At 74.9% G+C, this 17,087-nt stretch carries 11 protein-coding genes, 1 tRNA gene and 1 pseudogene; 11 read left to right on the top strand and 2 right to left on the bottom strand.

Annotated elements, in window-relative coordinates; genetic code table 11:
* The first annotated feature begins 77 nt into the window (after positions 1–77).
* The 5 genes from CO540_RS29975 to CO540_RS29955 all read left to right on the top strand — a co-directional run bounded on the left by CO540_RS29975 (position 78) and on the right by CO540_RS29955 (position 4,885).
* Complete coding sequence (locus CO540_RS29975; RefSeq protein ID WP_157779194.1) at positions 78–1,175, top strand: hypothetical protein; 1,098 nt, start codon at positions 78–80, stop codon at positions 1,173–1,175.
* Positions 1,176–1,249: 74 nt separating this feature from the next.
* Entirely contained in the window at positions 1,250–2,434 is a 1,185-nt protein-coding gene (locus CO540_RS29970; RefSeq protein ID WP_099164494.1) for an efflux RND transporter periplasmic adaptor subunit, read from the top strand.
* Entirely contained in the window at positions 2,431–3,174 is a 744-nt protein-coding gene (locus CO540_RS29965; RefSeq protein WP_099164493.1) for an ABC transporter ATP-binding protein, read from the top strand. The genes CO540_RS29970 and CO540_RS29965 overlap by 4 nt, the downstream gene beginning before the upstream one ends.
* Entirely contained in the window at positions 3,171–4,409 is a 1,239-nt protein-coding gene (locus tag CO540_RS29960) for an ABC transporter permease (protein ID WP_099164492.1), read from the top strand. Before CO540_RS29965 ends, CO540_RS29960 begins: the two co-directional genes overlap by 4 nt.
* An 11-nt stretch (positions 4,410–4,420) precedes the next feature.
* Positions 4,421–4,885 (top strand): hypothetical protein, encoded by a 465-nt coding sequence (locus tag CO540_RS29955; RefSeq protein ID WP_099164491.1) that lies wholly within the window; start codon positions 4,421–4,423, stop codon positions 4,883–4,885.
* A 233-nt stretch (positions 4,886–5,118) separates the two neighbouring features.
* Here the strand turns inward: CO540_RS29955 and CO540_RS31110 are convergent.
* Positions 5,119–5,265, bottom strand: a pseudogene (locus CO540_RS31110) (leucine zipper domain-containing protein); the annotation flags it as partial.
* Between the two features lie 121 nt (positions 5,266–5,386).
* Between CO540_RS31110 and CO540_RS29945 the strand changes: the two are divergent.
* A complete protein-coding gene (locus CO540_RS29945) occupies positions 5,387–6,145 on the top strand; it encodes a DUF4253 domain-containing protein (RefSeq protein WP_157779193.1) in 759 nt (252 codons plus the stop codon).
* Positions 6,146–6,406: 261 nt separating this feature from the next.
* On the opposite strand, the gene CO540_RS29940 is transcribed toward CO540_RS29945, so the two are convergent.
* Positions 6,407–6,490 (bottom strand) — tRNA-Leu (locus CO540_RS29940).
* 198 nt (positions 6,491–6,688) lie between these two features.
* Here CO540_RS29940 and CO540_RS31105 point away from each other — a divergent pair.
* From CO540_RS31105 to CO540_RS29910, 5 genes are all read left to right on the top strand, one after another.
* The gene (locus CO540_RS31105) at positions 6,689–9,739 is read left to right on the top strand and encodes a tetratricopeptide repeat protein (RefSeq protein WP_253866295.1); all 3,051 of its coding nucleotides are present in this window, start codon (positions 6,689–6,691) and stop codon (positions 9,737–9,739) included.
* Positions 9,740–9,944: 205 nt separating this feature from the next.
* Positions 9,945–12,509, top strand: a complete 2,565-nt coding sequence (locus CO540_RS29925) for a fibronectin type III domain-containing protein (RefSeq protein ID WP_172968097.1) — start codon at positions 9,945–9,947, stop codon at positions 12,507–12,509.
* A gap of 25 nt (positions 12,510–12,534) precedes the next feature.
* Positions 12,535–13,530, top strand: coding sequence for a MoxR family ATPase (locus CO540_RS29920; protein WP_091573541.1), 996 nt, complete (start codon positions 12,535–12,537; stop codon positions 13,528–13,530).
* 2 nt (positions 13,531–13,532) lie between these two features.
* A complete protein-coding gene (locus CO540_RS29915; RefSeq protein ID WP_099164488.1) occupies positions 13,533–14,687 on the top strand; it encodes a DUF58 domain-containing protein in 1,155 nt (384 codons plus the stop codon).
* A complete protein-coding gene (locus tag CO540_RS29910) occupies positions 14,663–16,945 on the top strand; it encodes a DUF3488 and transglutaminase-like domain-containing protein (RefSeq protein WP_099164487.1) in 2,283 nt (760 codons plus the stop codon). Before CO540_RS29915 ends, CO540_RS29910 begins: the two co-directional genes overlap by 25 nt.
* Positions 16,946–17,087: the final 142 nt, after the last annotated feature.

Below are 17,087 nucleotides of genomic sequence, written 5' to 3'. Positions count from 1 at the left end.
AGAACGTCCAGCGGGCACGGAGCCCGCTCCGAGCCTGCCCCCGTTCACTGCCGTGCAGGAACCGAACGGGAGGCAGCATGCGTACGAGAACACGGACCATCGCGGCGACGGCGGCCCTGGCGTTACTGACCGGGGCGCTCCTGGTGCCCCGATGGGTCGACGACACCCGCGACGAAGGGCTGACGGTGACGGCGAGCGGCTACTTCTTCGTCGGTGGGCAGCAGGTCACCGACGACAGCGGCGACCGGACGTCGACCACCTGGACCGGGCAGACGATGGTCCACCAACTCGTCCCCACCGGGGCCGACAAGCCCCCGGTGATCATGATGCCGGGGCTCGGGCTCAGCTCGTCGATCTTCCTGACCACGCCGGACGGCCGGGAGGGTTGGGCACAACAGGCGGCCCGCGCCGGCCACCCCGTGTACGTGCTGGACGAGCCGTCCCTGGCCATCTCCGGCTTCGACGTGCGGCCGTTCAACGCGGTGGCCGCCGGCGAGGCCCCACCAGAGAGCCAACCGACGATGTCGGTGTGGAGCGAGGAGGAAATCTGGCCGCGCTGGGGCTTCGGGGCGTCACCCGGCCAGCCGTACCCGGACACCCGGTTCCCGGTGCGGGACATGGACCAGTTCCTCGCCGCCCTGCCACCGTACTGGCGGCCTGACGGCGGCACGGCCGGTGCACGCGCTGACGCGCCCCCACAGCAACCCACCCCCGAACCGTCGGCGACCGCCACCGGTGCGGCCGACAGCAGCAGCCGGGGACCGGGAGCGACGGCTCAGGAACAGGCGCTGCTGGCCCTGCTGGAGCGGACCGGCCCGGCGATCCTGCTCGCCCACTCGGCCGCCGGTTCGGCCGCGTTCGCGGTGGCCGACCAACACCCCGAGCAGGTCGTGGCGGTGGTGGCCGTCGAACCCGTCGGCTGCCCCACCGACGCCGACCAGGCACCCACCGCGCCGACGATCGCGGTCTACGGCGACCGGATCGCCGAACGTCGGCAGACCGGGCGACTCGACGCCTGCCGGCGCACCGTCGGTCTCGTCGACACCGCCGGCCACCCGGCCCAGCTGGTGTACCTGCCCGACGAGGGCGTCCGGGGCAACACGCACCTGATGATGCAGGACGACAACAGCGACGACATCTGGCACCGGATCGAGGACTTTCTCGCCGACAGCTGACCACCGCCCGACTCCCAGCCGGCTCCGAGGTTGCGCCGGGTGCGCTCCGAGCCGCCACCCCCAGGCTGTCGGACATGCGTGTGCGACGACTCATCCCTGCCCGCGGCCCGTCCCTGCTCGTCAACACCGGCCTCGTCGTGGCGGTGCTGCTCGCCGGCGGCTGGGCGTACACCACGTTCACCGCGCCGGGGACGGCGAGCGCCGGCGAGGCCCGGACGGTGCCGGTGAGCCGGGCGACGGTGACGTCCGCGGTGTCCGTACCCGGATCGGTGCGCAGCGCGGCGACCGCGACCGCGACCTTCGCCACCGCCGGGCCGATCACGGAGATCACCGTGGCCGTCGGCGACTCGGTGAAGAAGGGCCAGGTGCTGGCCCGGGTCGACGCCTCGGCCGCGAAGCGGGAACTCGCGGCGGCCGAGGCCGACCTGGACGCGGCACAGGATGCGGCGGACCGGGCGGCGGAGACCGACGGTTCCACCACCCAGGCGGATGCGGCGGTGACCCAGGCGGAGCTGAAGGTCGCCGCCGCGCGGGAGAAGGTCGACGGCGCCACCCTGACCGCGCCGATCGCCGGCACCGTGGTGGCCGTCAACGGCAGCGTCGGGGACTCCGGCACCTCGGCGGGCGGCGCGACCGGAGGCGGCGCGACCACGGGCGGCGCGACCACCGGCGGCGCGACCGGAGGCGGGAGCACCGCGTCGGGCTCGGGAGGCGACGGACTCGTGCAGATCGCCGACCTGACCCGGCTGGAGGTCACCGCCGCGGTACCCGAGGCCGACGCTACCCGGCTCAAGGCAGGCATGCCCGCCACGGTCAGCTGGAACGCGCTGCCCGGCACCACCGCCGACGCGACGCTCGCCGCGATCGACCCGAACGCCACCACCGCCAACGACGTGGTGACCTACGGCGTCACCCTGAGCCTCAAGGACCGTCCGGATGCCGCCCGGCCCGGCCAGAGCGTGCAGGTCACCGTCACCCTCGACACGGCCGAGAACGTCGTCGCCGTATCCGCTCTCGCGGTGACCAGCGCCGGCAACCGGAACACCGTGACCGTCCTGGACAACGGCAACCCGGTCGTCCGCCCGGTCGAGGTGGGCCTGCGGGGCGACCAACTCGTCGAGATCACCTCCGGCCTGACCGAGGGCGACCGGGTCGTGCTGCCCAGCACCGGCGGCGCCGACCCGAGCACCGGCGGCGGCGGGCGCGGCGGGCCCGCGGGCGGCGGCCTGACCGGTGGCGGCGGGCGGGGCAACCGGTGACCCTCTACCTGGTCGACGGAGCCCACCGCACCACCGAGGGCCCGAACCGTCCGGTGCTCGACGTCCGTGACCTGACCAAGGTCTACGGACAGGGCGAGGCGACCGTGCACGCGCTGCGCGGGGTGTCGCTGACCGTCGCGGCCGGCGACTACGTGGCCATCATGGGATCCTCGGGATCCGGAAAGTCGACGCTGATGAACATCCTCGGCTGCCTCGACGTACCCAGCGCCGGCACCTACCGCCTGGACGGGGTCGACGTCAGCCGACTCGACGACGCCCGGCTGGCCCTCGTCCGCAACCGGCGCATCGGGTTCGTCTTCCAGTCGTTCAACCTCATCCCCCGCACCTCGGCGGTGGCCAACGTCGAGCTGCCCCTGGCGTACGCCGGCGTCAAGCCGGCCGAGCGACGCCGACGGGCCCTCGCGGCCCTGGACATGGTGGGTCTCGCCGGCCGGGCCGACCACGAGCCGAACCAGCTCTCCGGCGGGCAACAGCAACGCGTCGCCGTCGCCCGCGCCCTGGTCACCGAGCCAGCGCTGATCCTCGCCGACGAACCCACCGGAAACCTCGACAGCCGCTCCACCGAGGAGGTGCTGGCCATCCTCGACCAGCTGCACACCGCCGGCCGCACCATCGTCATGATCACCCACGAGACGGAGGTGGCCGCCCGCGCCCGCCGGCTGGTCACCCTCTTCGACGGACGGATCACCACCGACGTACGACAGGACGGTGCCCGGTGAGCCTGCTGGAGATCCTCCGCTTCGCCGGCCGCGGCGTCGCCGCCAACAAGCTGCGCTCGGCACTGACCATGCTGGGCATCCTCATCGGCGTCGCCGCCGTCATCCTGTTGGTCGCCGTCGGCAACGGCTCCGCCCAGGCCGTCAACCGCAGCATCGAGGCGCTGGGCACCAACACCATCACCGTGTCCAGCACCGCCCGCGGCGGGACGACGCCGTCGGCACTCACGGTCGACATCGCGCGGTCCCTGCACGACCCGGCACTCGCCCCCGACGTCCGCGCGGTCTCACCGGTGGTCAGCACCACCCCGACGATGACCCACGCCGGGACGGAGCACCCGGTGGCGCAGTTCCTCGGTACCCACCCGAGCTACTTCGGCTCGTCGAACAGCCCACTCGCCGCCGGCGCCGCCTTCACCGACCAGGATGTGGCCCAGGGTCGGCGGGTGGTCGTGCTCGGCCGGACCGTCGCCACCGAGCTGTTCGCCGACACCGACCCGGTCGGCCAGCAGGTCACCGTCGGCGGCGCACTGTTCACCGTCGTCGGCGTCCTCGCCGAGAAGAGTTCGGCGTCCGGCTTCTCCGACCCGAACGACCTCGCCGTCGCCCCGCTCACCGCCGTGCAGCAGACCATCACCGGGTACGGCCCGGTCAACTCCATCCTCGTCGAGGCCACCGGCCCGGACCGCGTCAACGCCGCCCAACAGCAGGTCACCCAGATCCTCAACCAGCGCCTCAAGCTACCGGCCGGCACCGCCGCCACCGGCCGTGGTGGAGGTGGTGGTGGTGCGGGTGCCGCGCCGTACCGGATCCAGAACGCCGCCCAACTCCTGGCCACCCGCACCGAGACCGCACAGACCTTCACCGTCCTGCTCGGCACCGTCGCCGGCATCAGCCTGCTCGTCGGCGGCATCGGCATCACCAACATCATGCTGGTGACCGTCACCGAACGCACCCGGGAAATCGGCATCCGCAAGGCCCTCGGCGCACCCCGACGCACCATCCTCACCCAGTTCCTCGCCGAGGCGACCATGCTCAGCGTCCTCGGCGGCGGCCTCGGCGTGGCCGCCGCCCTGATCGGCAGCCGGTTCACCATCGTCGGCGTGCAACCGGTGATCGTGCCCAGCTCCGTCGCACTGGCCCTGGGCGTCTCCGTCGCGATCGGGCTGTTCTTCGGCAGTGTCCCCGCCAGCCGCGCCGCCGGCCTGCGTCCCATCGACGCACTCCGCTACGAATGACAGGTGAAGACATGACGACCGACCTGGACACCGCTCTCGCCGCCGGACCCCGCCCCTGGCGGAACCGGGCCACCCCGTGGCTCGCGGCAGCGCTGCTGCTCGTCGGCGGCTTCGCCGGCGGCGCTCAGGCGCAACGGGTATACGGACCGGATCCCGCCCCCGCACCGGCGGGACGCGGGGCAGCGGTCGACGGACCCGCCGGTGGGGCCCGCGGCGGCGGTGCCCGTGGCGGTGGCGCCGCTCCCCCGGCCGCCACCCCCACCCCGGCCACCACCGGCACCGTCACCGACATCGACGGAGACACCATGAAGGTCCGGCGCGAGTCCGGCGAGGTGGTCACCGTGCAGACAGGCGACCGTACGCAGGTCCGGCTCACCGGTGCGCTCAAGGACCTGCAGACCGGCGACACGGTCGTGGTGACCGGGGACAGGCAGGGCAACGACATCACGGCCGCCACGATCACCCGAACGGAGTAGCGGCTCCGCCCAGGCCGACGCCCTGTCGCGATGCGGAGAGAAGGCAGATCCTGAACGGAGCGGCCCCGACGGTTCGTCCCGTTGATCGAGGGCCTCCGGTTCAGGTTCATGACCGGTGGCCACCATCGACCTCCAGGATCGGGCGTCGTCGTACCGGTGGCGCGCAACTACGCTGATGACCTGACCGCCGGCCATGGTCGGATCGTGGTGGATCTCCTCGACGAGCGTGTCTCCCGCAGGTGCACCACCTCGCGTTCTACTGGCGGGCTGGTCCGGTGCGGGCGGCTGAACCGGTCGGTGATGCCTGCGATTCCTTCGGCTCGGTACCGGTCGGCCCACCGCTTCGCGGTGTTCACGCTGACCTGAAAACTCTTCCAGGCGAACCGAGAGCGCCCAGCGGACTTGGTGCCGCCGCGCGTGCGCAGGCCGGCGATGTCCACGTCGGTCTTCAGTCTGAAGTCGCCGGGCACTCTGTCATGGCCGGCGCCTACGGTGTCGGCCATGACGTGGCACGGAACGCTACCGCCGGACATCCCCGAGGGCCGGTTGATGAAGCCGTACAACGGCACCACGCCGGTGTACTGGCTCTCCTCTCACCCCGCCGCCGCGGGTGAGTGGTCCCGGTGGCGGGCCCGGCATCACCGAACCGGACTGTGGCCGCTGCTCGCGCTGCACGTCGAGGGCGACGACGAACCGTTCGGCATCGACGCCGAATACGACAGCATCACCGCGATCGAGCAGCACGACAGCGGGATGGTCCTCGCCGAGTGGTGGCAGGAAACCACCGACGACGAAGAATCCGCCAGCCTCGGCCACCTCGACCCGGTCGGTACACGATGGCCCGGCCGCACACCCGCCCCGGATCGGCAAGGCCCGGTAGAACGCTTCGCCGACCAGTACGCCGACGTGCTCTCCACCGGCCAGGCCCGCCTCGCGCTGGTTCCCGCGACCGACGGCGCACACGCATTAACCCAGATCGGCTGGACCGGGCCGCTCAACCACGACAACGACACCGCCCGCTTCGCCGCCGTCACCCGCGATTGGCAGCATCGCTTCGGGGCCACAGTCGTCGGCCTGAGCTTCGACACCCTCCACTTGAGCATCGCCGCACCACCTGTCACCGCCCACTCAGCACTGCAGGTGACCGCCGAACACTTCGCCTTCTGCCCGGACAACATCTGGCAGAGCCACACCGACACCTTCCGCACGTACGCGGACGCAATCATGGGCCTGAACTGTTGGACCTTCTGGTGGGACTGACCGGCAGGAAGACCTGCCGGGCGAAGGCGGTCCGGCGCGGCCCTGCCGTCTGGTGTGCCCGGGTGCGGCTTGCGCGGCTCGACTCTTCGCGCCGGCAGGGATGCCGTCGCAAGACGAGATCACCACGGTGCTCCAGGACGCCGACCTAGCCGACAAGGCCGAGGGCTACCGACAGCTCGGACTTCGACTGACCCACCGGCTCGAAACGCAAACGGTGCGCGCTGAAGTGGATCCCAGCGCGCACCGTGGGGTAATGGTTTGTGTCCGAGGGGGGACTTGAACCCCCACGCCCTATACGGGCACTAGCACCTCAAGCTAGCGCGTCTGCCATTCCGCCACCCGGACCTGCACGTACAGCCTACCCGGTCGGCCGAGGTGATCTTCTCACCGGATCAGCCGGCCGTCGGGCCGCACGGGGGATTACTGTACACGGCCCGGAACGATCATGCACATCACCGCCAGCTCCCCACGTTTTCCCTGGTCAAAGCCGTCCACGAGCAGGCGGGTAGCGCGCGACGGACGATTCCGGGCAGCATTGCTCACGTGTCCCACCCCTCCCCGTTGACCGCCGCTCAACACCAGGCCCTCGCACTGCGCGCGGCGGGCGACCTGACCGGCGCCCGCCGGCTGCTCGCCGACGCGATCACCGCGGCCCGACCGGCGTACGGCGAGGACCACCAGGACGTCCTGACCACCGGTCACCTGCTGGCCCGGCTGCACCGGGAGGCCGACGACCCGGCCGCCGCCCGACGGACGCTCGAGGAGGCGTACGCGGCCGGTGAGCGTCGCCGCGGCGACGCCGACCCGCTGATGCTCGCGCTCAGCTTCGACCTGGCCGCGGTGGCGGAGGAGCTGGGCAACCGGCACGAGGCCCGCCGCAACTACAGCCGCGTCGCCACCGCCGGGCCCGCCGTGCTCGGTCCGGACCACCCGGCGGTACGCGCGGCGCGGCACTACCTCGGCGGCTCCGCCGCCGCTGCCGGCCCGCGCCCCGATCCGGCGCTGTCCGGGCCCACCGTGTCGCTACCGGCGGTCACGCCGTCGTACCCTCCCCCGCCGGTCCCGCCGCGACCCACTCCTCCGGTGCCGCCCGCACCACGCGTACCGGGTGCCGAGTGGGCCCCGCAGCCGAAGCCCGCGCCCGATCCGGCGGTGCCTCCCGCGCAGCGCCCGGGAGCCCCTGCTCGCGCCCACGGCACGCTGCCGCCCCCGCCGGCGATCCCGATCTCGTCGCCTCCGCTCGCACCGGCCGCGCCGGACCGTACGTCGAGTCCGTGGGCTCCTCCGCCCGTGCCGCCGACCACCGGCCTTCCGACGCCGCCCGAGGATGCGACCACGCGGTTCGCCGCGCCGCCCGAGGAAGCCACCACCCGGTTCCCCGCGCCACCCGCCGCCGGTCCGGGCCGCCCGGCGGCCTTCGACACCGCGCCGCGGCCGACGGTCGGGCCACCGGCACCCGCCGTCCCGCCGGCGCCACCGCTGACCGGACCGCCGGTCCCCGGTGTCACGCCGGTGCCCCCGACCGTCCCTCCCGCTGTCGGTGCACCGCCGCCGGGACACCCACGGGTCGTTCCGCCCGCGCCCTCGCTGCCGGGGCCGCCGGCCGCACCGGCCACCTGGCAGACGACGTCGGCGGCCGGCCCGGCGCCGGCCAACGCCCCGCACGGGTCCGCGCCGCGCGGCCCGGTGCATCCCGTCTCGGTACCGCCCGTGCCACCGGCGCCGGTCACCTCGACCTCCGCCCTGCCACCGGCCCCGGTCATCCCACCACCGGCGCCGATCTCCAGCCCGCCGGCCCCTGGAACACTCCCGCCGCCGGCGGCGGGAGTGTTCCAGGGGCCGACCTCGGGTCCGCCGGCACCCGTCGTCCTCCCGCCACCGCCGGCCGTCATCTCGGTGCCGCCGGCGCCGACCGCGGTCCCGCCGGCCCCGACCTCGGGCCCGCCGGCGCACGGCGTCCTTCCGCCGCCACCGGCCGTGCCCGCCGCCCCGCCGGTCTCCGCTCCTCCGGCCCCGGGGCGACCGGTCCCCGCCCCCACCTCCGGCCCACCCGCCCCGGCCGCGCAGTTCCCCGGGGCCGCCTCGACACCTCCGGTCCCGGCGGCGCCCGCCCCGCCGTCGCGCACCACGGCGGCACCGGCGACCGCTGCCGGACCCGCATCCGTCGGGGCGACACCGATCTCCGCACCACCGGCTCCGACGGCGCCGGACCCCACGCCCCGCCCGGCAGTTCCCTCGCCGCCGCCAGCGCCGGGAGTGCCGGCGCCCGGTGCCGGCGAACGCACGCCAGGACGCCCGGACCCGAACCCACCGGGCCGGCCGGAAGCCGGCGCGACGCCGCCCGTTCCCGGTGGCCCAGGCTGGGACAGGCCGACCGTCCAGGTGCAGCAGATCGGTCCGCTGCTGCGCGAGGAGGCGGAGCGCGCAGCGACCGCGACAGGTGAGGCCCGCCCGGACGCCCGTCCCACCGGCGGTCCGCCCCCGAACACTCCGCCGGTGGACGCGGCGCGGCTGAGCGCGTTCCCGGTGAGCGCGCCGCCGCGAGGTGACACGCCGGTGAGCGGGCCACCGGCCACTGCGGCGTCGGCGGCCGCACCGTCCGCCGCCGGGCCGACCGCCCCCATGCCCCCGTCGACCGCGCCACCGGTCCCGCCGGTCGTCGCCCCACCGACCCGTCCGGTCAGCGGACCACCCGGACAACCCGTCAGCGCCCCACCGACCTTCCCGGTCAGCGGACCACCCGGACACCCGGTCAGCGGGCCGGCGGCGTACCCGGTCAGCGGGATGCCGGTCAGCGCGGCCCCGATCAGCGCCTCCCCGGTCAGTGGGTCGCCGGTGCCGCCGTGGGGCATGACCGCTCCACCGTGGAGCAGCGTCGCGCCGCCCCAACCGGTGGACCGGCCCGCCGGCCCGGAGCCTGAGCCGGCCGCCGAGCCGGCGCCGGGGCACGGGACGGAGCCGGACGAGCACGAGGAGACGCCGGACGAGGGGCGGTCACTGCCGGTCTACGACGGGCTGCTCGACTTCCCCGAGTCGACGCGGCCGGACCACCCCCCGTACCCGGAGCAGCCCGCGTACCCGGAGCAGGGCTCGTGGCCGGCGGTGCCGCCGTCGTTCCACCAGCCGGCCGCGTACCCGGAGGTGGAGGAGCCGGAGTCGCGCGGCCGGAACCGTACGGTGCTGGCCCTGCTGGTCGGCGGCGCGGTGCTGGCGGTGGTGGTCGCGGTCGGCGCGGGCGCGGTCTGGCTGAACCGGGACGCGGCGCCGCCGGCGCCGGCGCCGAGTGCGCCGAAGCCGAAGGTGACCGGACCGCCCCCGACCGACCTGCGGTTGCGGGACGACACCACCACGATCACGGTGACCTGGACCGACCCGACGAGCGGCGGGGTGCCGTTCGTCGTGGCCGGTGGTCAGGCCGGGCAGAAGCTCGGGGTGATGGCCACCGTGGACGCCGGGCAGACCCGGTACACGGTGAACGGGTTGAGCGCGCGGCTGGACTACTGCTTCACCGTGCTGGCGGTCTACTCGACCGATTCGTACGCCACGTCCGGTCAGGTGTGCACGGACCGCGATGGCGGCGCCACGCCGAAGTGACGGGGCACCGAGGACACGCTCGGTGTCCACAGGGAGACGGTGCGGGTTTCACCGGCCTCTGCCGGCACCTATGATGGCTCCCGGCTCTGGGGAGGGTCGACCACGCGCGGCGCCCTCCCCCACCGACGCGGGGAGGCAGCCGGCAGTGACCACCATCGAGGACGTCACGAGCACCGGGCCGGAGACGGCCCGCCCCCGGTCGCGGATGCGCGGCGGCCTGGTGACCATCGGCACCGTGGCCGCGTTGCTGGCCGCGATGGGGCTGACCGTGCTCGGGCTGGGCGCCGCCGACAACGCGGTGGCCAACTACGACGCGTCCTCGTGGTTGTGGAGCACCACCCGCAGCGAGCTGGCCCGGGTCAACGGTGTCACCGCCCGGGTGGACACCCGGATGGAGGTGCCCGGCGGGCGGCGGCACCAGATGCAGGTCGCCCAGACCGACCGGCTGCTGATCCTGCGCGACCTCAACACCGGCCAGGTCAGCTCGCTGGACCTGGCGACGTTGCAGATCACCGCCAGCACGCCGACCGCGCCGGGGTTCGGGGTCAGCGTGGCGCTGCACGAGGACGCGGCGTTCGTGGTGGACGCGGTGCAGGGCATCGTCCGGCAGCTCGACCCGCGGGCGCTGACGCCGGTGGGCGAGCCGGTCCGCTACCCGCCGGGCATCGCCGGCGGGACGTTCGACGGCGCCGGGAAGCTGTGGATCGCGGTGCCGAGCGAGGGCACCGTTTCGGCGGTCACCGCCGCCGACCTGCCGGACACCCCGGGTGACGCCCCGCCGGCCGGGCTCAGCCCGAAGCGGGTCGAGACGTACGAGGTGGCCGAGCCCGCGCACGAGCTGGTGGTGTCCACCCTGGACGAGGGTGTGGCGGTGCTGGACCGCACGTCCGCGTCGTTGGTGACGGTGGTCGGCGGCCGGACGCAGCGGGCCGGGCTGACCATGACCGCGCCGGGCAACCTGCCGACGCGGACCAGCGGGCCGCAGGTGCCGGTCACCGTTCCCGGTGACCGGTCGGTGCACGTGGTCAGCGACGGCGCCGAGGTGAAGCGGTTCACGGTGCCCGGGGCGGGCGCGCGGCTCAGCCCGGCGGTGGCCTGGGCGGGCCGGTTCTACTGCGCCGACGAGAGCACCGGCGCGGTCTACTCGTTCGACGCGGCCGGCCAGCTGGTGGAGACGATCAAGGGTTCCGGCCGGCCCGGCCCGGTGGAGCTGGAGGTCCGCGAGAACCACCTGTTCATCAACCCGCCGGACTCGTCCACCGCCCAGGTGGTCGACGACCGCAACCGGGTCCGCGAGGTGAACAAGTACGCCAACGACGTGCTCGGCGGCGACCCGCCGCCGGTTCCCCCGCCGCCGCCCCCGCCGAAGAAGCCGAAGGTGGGCAAGCCGGGCGCGCCGAAGGCGGTCACCGCTGCCGCGGGCAACGCGTCGGCGCGGGTGAGTTGGCAGGCCGCCGCGTCCAACGGCGCCGAGATCACCCGGTACGTGGTGGAGGGCGGCGGTCAGACCCACGAGGTGGGCGCGAACCAGCGCGCGTTGGAGGTCACCGGTCTGACCAACGGTGAGACGTACACGTTCTCGGTGCACGCGGTGAACGCGAAGGGTGACGGGCCGGCGCGCCGCAGCAACCCGGTCGTGCCGACCGCCGAGGTGCCCGACCCGCCGGCCTCGGTGACCGCCGAGGCCCGGCCGGACGGCACGGTCCGGGTGAGCTGGCCCGAGGCCGACGGCCAGGGCAACAAGGTCACGAAGTACGCGGTGACCGCGACCTCGGCCGGTGCGAGCGCCCCGGCCGGCGAGTCACCGAAGACCGAGCTGGTGGTGCCGGCCGGCGCGCTGGAGTACGGCACCCAGTACGCGTTCACGGTGACCGCGGTGAGCGAGAAGGGCGCCGGGTCGAAGGCGTCGCCGGTGAGCAACACGGTGGTGCCGTTCACCGTGCCGAAGGCGCCGACCGAGCTGCGCGCGTCCACGGTGGCCGACCAGCCCGGCACGATCGCGGTGCAGTGGTCGCCGGCGGTGGAGAACGGCCGCCCGGTGACGAAGTACGTGGTGCAGGCCGGCGGCAAGACCGTCGAGGTGACCGACGTGCGGGCCACCGTGGGCGGGCTCGGCAACGGCCAGAACGTGACAGTGAAGGTCAAGGCGGTCAACGAGGCCGGCGACGGCCCGGAGGCCAGCACCACCGCGCGTACCGTGGCCGCGCCCCGGATCACGGTGACCGGCTCGTCGGCGGACGCCACCTCGGTGACGGTGACGTTCACCGTGGACGCGGGCGGCGGAAAGGCCACCTGCACGGCGGCGACCGGCGGGAAGACGGCCAGCGGGAGCTGCTCCAGCCTGCGGGTGACCGGGTTGACGCCGGGCACGGCCTACACGGTGACGCTGACCGCGTCCAACGCCGCCGGTAAGGGCACGGCCACCCGCGCGCAGACCACCGACCCGGTCTACGGCATCGCCACCTGCAAGAACGGCCCGGACGGGGACCAGCGGACGTACTGCAACAAGGACGTGCCGGGTCGTAACGGGAACGAGATCTTCAAGGTCACCCAGCAGGACGACGATCGACAGGCGGGCTGGGTGCCGGACGGCACGCGGCTGCGCACGTACTGCAAGGCCAAGGGCGAGGACGTCGACGCCTGGATCTACAACAACGACAAGCGGAGCACCTGGTGGGTCCAGGTCGACTACAAGGGCAGGACCTACATCCCGTGGGCGTGGCTCAACCTGGAGGGCGGCGACAACCTCAACCTGCTGCCCACCTGCTGACCTCGCCCGGACCGAAAGGCACACCGTGAACACGCACGAACCGCTCAGCCAGCCGGAGGTGCAGGGCTTCGCCGCCCTCGCCGCCCGGCTGGCCGACAACGTCAACGCGGTCGTGCTGGGCAAGCCGCAGGTGGTCCGGCTGGCGTTGACCGCGCTGTTCGCGCAGGGGCACGTGCTGCTGGAGGACGTGCCCGGGGTCGGCAAGACCACGCTCGCGCGGGCGGTGGCGGCCACGGTGAAGGGGCAGTGGCGGCGGATCCAGTTCACACCCGACCTGCTTCCCTCCGACGTGTCCGGTGTGACGATCTTCAACCAGGCCAGCCGCGGTTTCGAGTTCCACCCCGGGCCGGTCTTCGCGAACATCGTCATCGCCGACGAGATCAACCGTGCCTCGCCGAAGACCCAGTCGGCGCTGCTGGAGGTGATGGAGGAGCGGACGGTCACCGTGGACGGCGTACGCCACCCGGTGCCGCAGCCGTTCCTGGTGGTGGCGACGCAGAACCCGGTGGAGATGGACGGCACCTACCGGCTGCCCGAGGCTCAGCTCGACCGGTTCCTGGTGAAGCTCTCCGTCGGCTACCCGGACGAGGCGGTCGAGGTGGAGGTGCTGCGCGGCGCCACGGTCCGCTCCCCCGACTCGCTCACCGCGGTCACGGACACCGCCACCGTCGGCGAGATGGTGAAGATGGCCCGGCGGGTGCACATCGCCGAGCCGCTCTACGCGTACGCGGTGCGGCTGGCCGCGGCCACCCGGACCCATCCGCAGGTGCGGGTCGGGGTGAGCCCGCGCGGGGTGATCGCGTTGACCCGGGCGGCGTGCGCGTACGCGCTGATCGACGGCCGGGGCTGGATCATGCCGGAGGACCTGAAGGCGCTGGTCGAGCCGGTCTTCGCGCACCGCCTGCTGCTCACCCCGGACGCGCAGGTGCGGGGCGTCACGCCGGCCGAGGTGCTGCGCCAGGCGGTGGCCTCGGTGCCGGTGCCGCTGCCGTCCGGCCAGCCCGCCCCGGTGCACGGCTGAGCGTGGGGATCACCGCCCGGGGGATCGGGCTGCTCGTCGCCGCCCTGGTGCTGCTCGGCGTCGGCTTCCGGTACGCGTACCCGGAGCTGACGGTGCTCGGCGCGGCGGCGGCCGTGGCGGTGGGCTACGCCGGGGTGACCGCCGCGTGGCGGCCCCGGTTGGCCGTCGAGCGTCGGGCCGACCCGGACCGGGTGGCCCGCGGCGAGCCGGCGGCGATGGAGTTGACGGTGCGCAACACCGGCCGGCTGCGGGCGGCGAACCTGGTGGCCGAGGACCGCTGCGCCGGCTCGCTGGTGCCGGTGCCGCTGCTGCGGCTGAGCCCGGGACGCGACACGGTGGTGCGCTATGCGGTGCCGACGCAGCGGCGCGGAGTGGTGCCGGTGGGGCCGTTGCGGGTCGTCCGCCGCGACCCGCTCGGCCTGGTGGCGCTGGCCCGCGGCTACGGCGACACCGTCCCGGTGTGGGTGCACCCGCGGATCCACCCGCTGTCCGCGGTGCCCACCGGCGCGGGGCGCAGCCTGGACGGGCGCACCGACAGCGTGCCGCACGGCTCGATCACGTTCGACTCGTTGCGGGAGTACGTGGTCGGCGACGAGCTGCGCCGGGTGCACTGGCGGACCAGCGCCCGGGTGGGCGAGCTGATGGTGCGGGAGAACGTGGACACCAGCCTGCCGCGGCTCGTGGTGGTGCTGGACAACCGGTCCGCCGCACACCCGGGACGGGTCGCGGGCGTGGCGGAGTCGTTCGAGTCGGCGTGCGAGGCGGCCGCCTCTGTGGTGGCCGCCGCGGTGCGCGAGGACCTGCCGGTGCGGTTGCTGCTGGTGGCGCCCGCCGAGACCGAGCCCGCCGGCCCGGCCGGGCCGCTGGACCGCCTCGCCGCGGTCGAGCTGGCCGAGGGCGGGTCGGAGGTGCTGCCGGCGGCGACCGCCCGGCTGCGCCGCGACCGGCTCGGCGACACGCTGGTGTTCCTCACCGGGCCGGGCGGCCGCGAGGACCTGGGTCACGTCGGCGCGCTGCGCGGCGCGTACCCGTCGGTGGTCGTCGGTGTGTTCGGCGCGACGGGACCGACGGCGGCCGGTGGGACGGGCCTGGTGGTGCTGGACGCGGCGGACGGCGCGGCGTTCGCCGCCGAGTGGGACGGGATCCGCCGGTGGTGACGCGGCTGCGCGCCGTGCCGGTGCCGGCGGCGCTGGTCGTGCTGGTCGCGCTGTCCGGTGTGGTGCTGGGCCGGGTGTACGCGGACCCGCTGCCGACCCGGCTGATGGTCGGCGCGGCGGTCGGCTCGGTGCTGGTCAGCGTGGCCGCCCGGCGACTGCCGTCCTGGTTGGTGGCGCCCCTGTCGGTGGCCGCGCTGACCGGCTGGACGCTGTTGTCGCTGCGGCTGGCCGCCAGTCACGCGGCGCTGCCCGGCGGGCTCGGCGAGGTGGCCGTGGACGCCGCGCGCAACGCGATCCCCCGGCTGCTCACCGCGATGATCCCGGTCGAGCCGGCGCCGGACACCGTGCTGGTCCCGGTGGTGGCCGCCTGGCTGGCCGGGCTGACCGCCGCCGAGGTCGCGCTGCGGGCCGGGCGGGTGCTGCTGGGCTACCTGCCGCCGGTGCTGCTCTACGGCGGCGTGCTCTACGTGGTGGGGCCGAACGCGGAGCCGGCGGTCGGGCCGACGGTGCTGTTCGCGGCCGTCGCCGCCGCCGGCCTGGCCGCGCCGGGCCGGCGGGCCGACCCGGCCGCCGGCGACCCGGTGGCCGACCTCCCCCCGACGGTACGCGCGGCGGTGCGGCTGCGGCTGGTCGCCGCGACCGCCGCCGGGCTGGCCGTGGTGGTGGGGCTCGCCGCGCTGCTCGCACCGGTGGTGGCCGGCCAGGTGGAGGACCGTCCGGTCGATCCGCGCCGCTACGTGGAACCGCCGCAGGTCGAGTCGCTGGACGAGAACCCGCTGATCCGGATCTCGGGCTGGGCGTTGAACCCGGACCAGCGGCTGCTCGACGTGCGTACCGTGGCCGGCGCGGGCGACGGCGGGCCGCCGCGGATCCGGCTGGCGGTGCTCAGTGACTACGACGGGGTGACCTGGCGGGTCGGGGCCACGTACCGCAACGCGGGGCGGGTCCTGCCCGCCGCCGAGTCGGCGGCCGGCGCGACCACCGACACGGTCCGCCAGGAGATCACGGTGGGCGACCTGACCGGGCGGCTGCTGCCGGCGGTGCCAACGCCGCGCGAGGTGACCGGCGCGCGGGTCGCCTACGACCCGGAGACCGGCACGGTGATCCGGCCGGAGGGACTGGCCCCAGGGCTGCGGTACGACGTGTCCTCGGTGCGGGAGCGCCCGGACCTGAACCTGGTCACCACCGCGAACGTGCCGGCCGGCGACGCGGTGGCCCGGGTGCTGCGGGTACCGGACGGGGCGCCGGAGCAGCTGCGGCGGCTGGCCACCCAGCTCGCCGAGGAGAACGGCGCCCCGTACGCGCGGGCCGACGCGATCGCCACGTTCCTCGCCGAGCACTACCGGGTCACCGCCGACGCCCCGAGCGGGCACGCCTACCCCAACCTGACGTTCTTCCTGTTCGGGCCGCGCAACGGCGGCGGGCAGCGGGGCACGTCGGAGCAGTTCGCCGCCGCGTTCGCGGTGCTCGGTCGACTCGCCGGCCTGCCCACCCGGGTGGTGGTCGGGTTCGAGCCGAAGGCCGACGGGCCGGTGCGGGCCGCCGACGCGTACGCCTGGCCGGAGGTGCTGTTCGAGGGCGTCGGCTGGGTGCCGTTCGATCCGATGCCGCGCCCGGACTCCGAGCCCCGCCCGGTGGAGGAGGACTTCCGGCCGAAGCCGGAGGACCCGCCGCCGTCCGAGGTGCCGGCGCCGACCGAGGAGCCCTCCGCCACTCCCCCGGCCGCCGCGCCCGCGCCGGCCCGGCCCGACCGGGGCCCGGGTACGCCGGTGCTGGTCGCCGGCGGCGTCGGCGGCCTGGTGCTGCTGGTCGGCGCGGTGCTGGCGGTCCTGGCGGCGATGCGCCGCCGGCTGAGCCGGTCCCGCCTGGCGGAGGGCGATCCCGGCCGGCGGGTGACCGGCGCCTGGCGGGAGCTGACCGACGCGCTGCGGCTGGCCGGCCGGCCCGTGGGCGACGACCTGGCGGCGGAGGAGGTCGCCGAGCAGGCCCGGGCCACGCTCGCGGCGGCCCGGGCGGCGCGGTCGAGCGATGGGGTGGCACGGTCGGACGGCGGTGCGGCATGGTCGGGCGACGGGGTGGGCGAGCTGGCCGACCTGGTGAACCGGGCCGCGTTCGCGCCGGGCAGCGTCGACGCGGCGCAGGCCGCGCGGGCGGCGGAGGTGGCCACCGGCTACGTCACGGCGTTGCGTGCGGCCCGGTCCCGCTGGGCACGGCTGTGGTGGACCGTGCGCCCGGGTCCGCTGCGCTGGCGCCGCTGATCGTGGCCCCCTCGGCGGTTCGCCGCTCACGCCCGGGCGCCCCCGGCGGCACGCCGAGGGCTCCGGGAGCGTAGGCCCCTCGGTCGGCTAGGAACTTGACGACGTAGGTGGATCGGTCACCCCGGCACGTCGGGAGCCCTGA

Source organism: Micromonospora sp. WMMA2032 (assembly GCF_002688545.1).
Taxonomy (GTDB): domain Bacteria; phylum Actinomycetota; class Actinomycetes; order Mycobacteriales; family Micromonosporaceae; genus Micromonospora; species Micromonospora sediminicola.
Note: the sequence above shows the minus strand (reverse complement) of the source record. Positions and strands in the feature narration are given on the sequence as shown.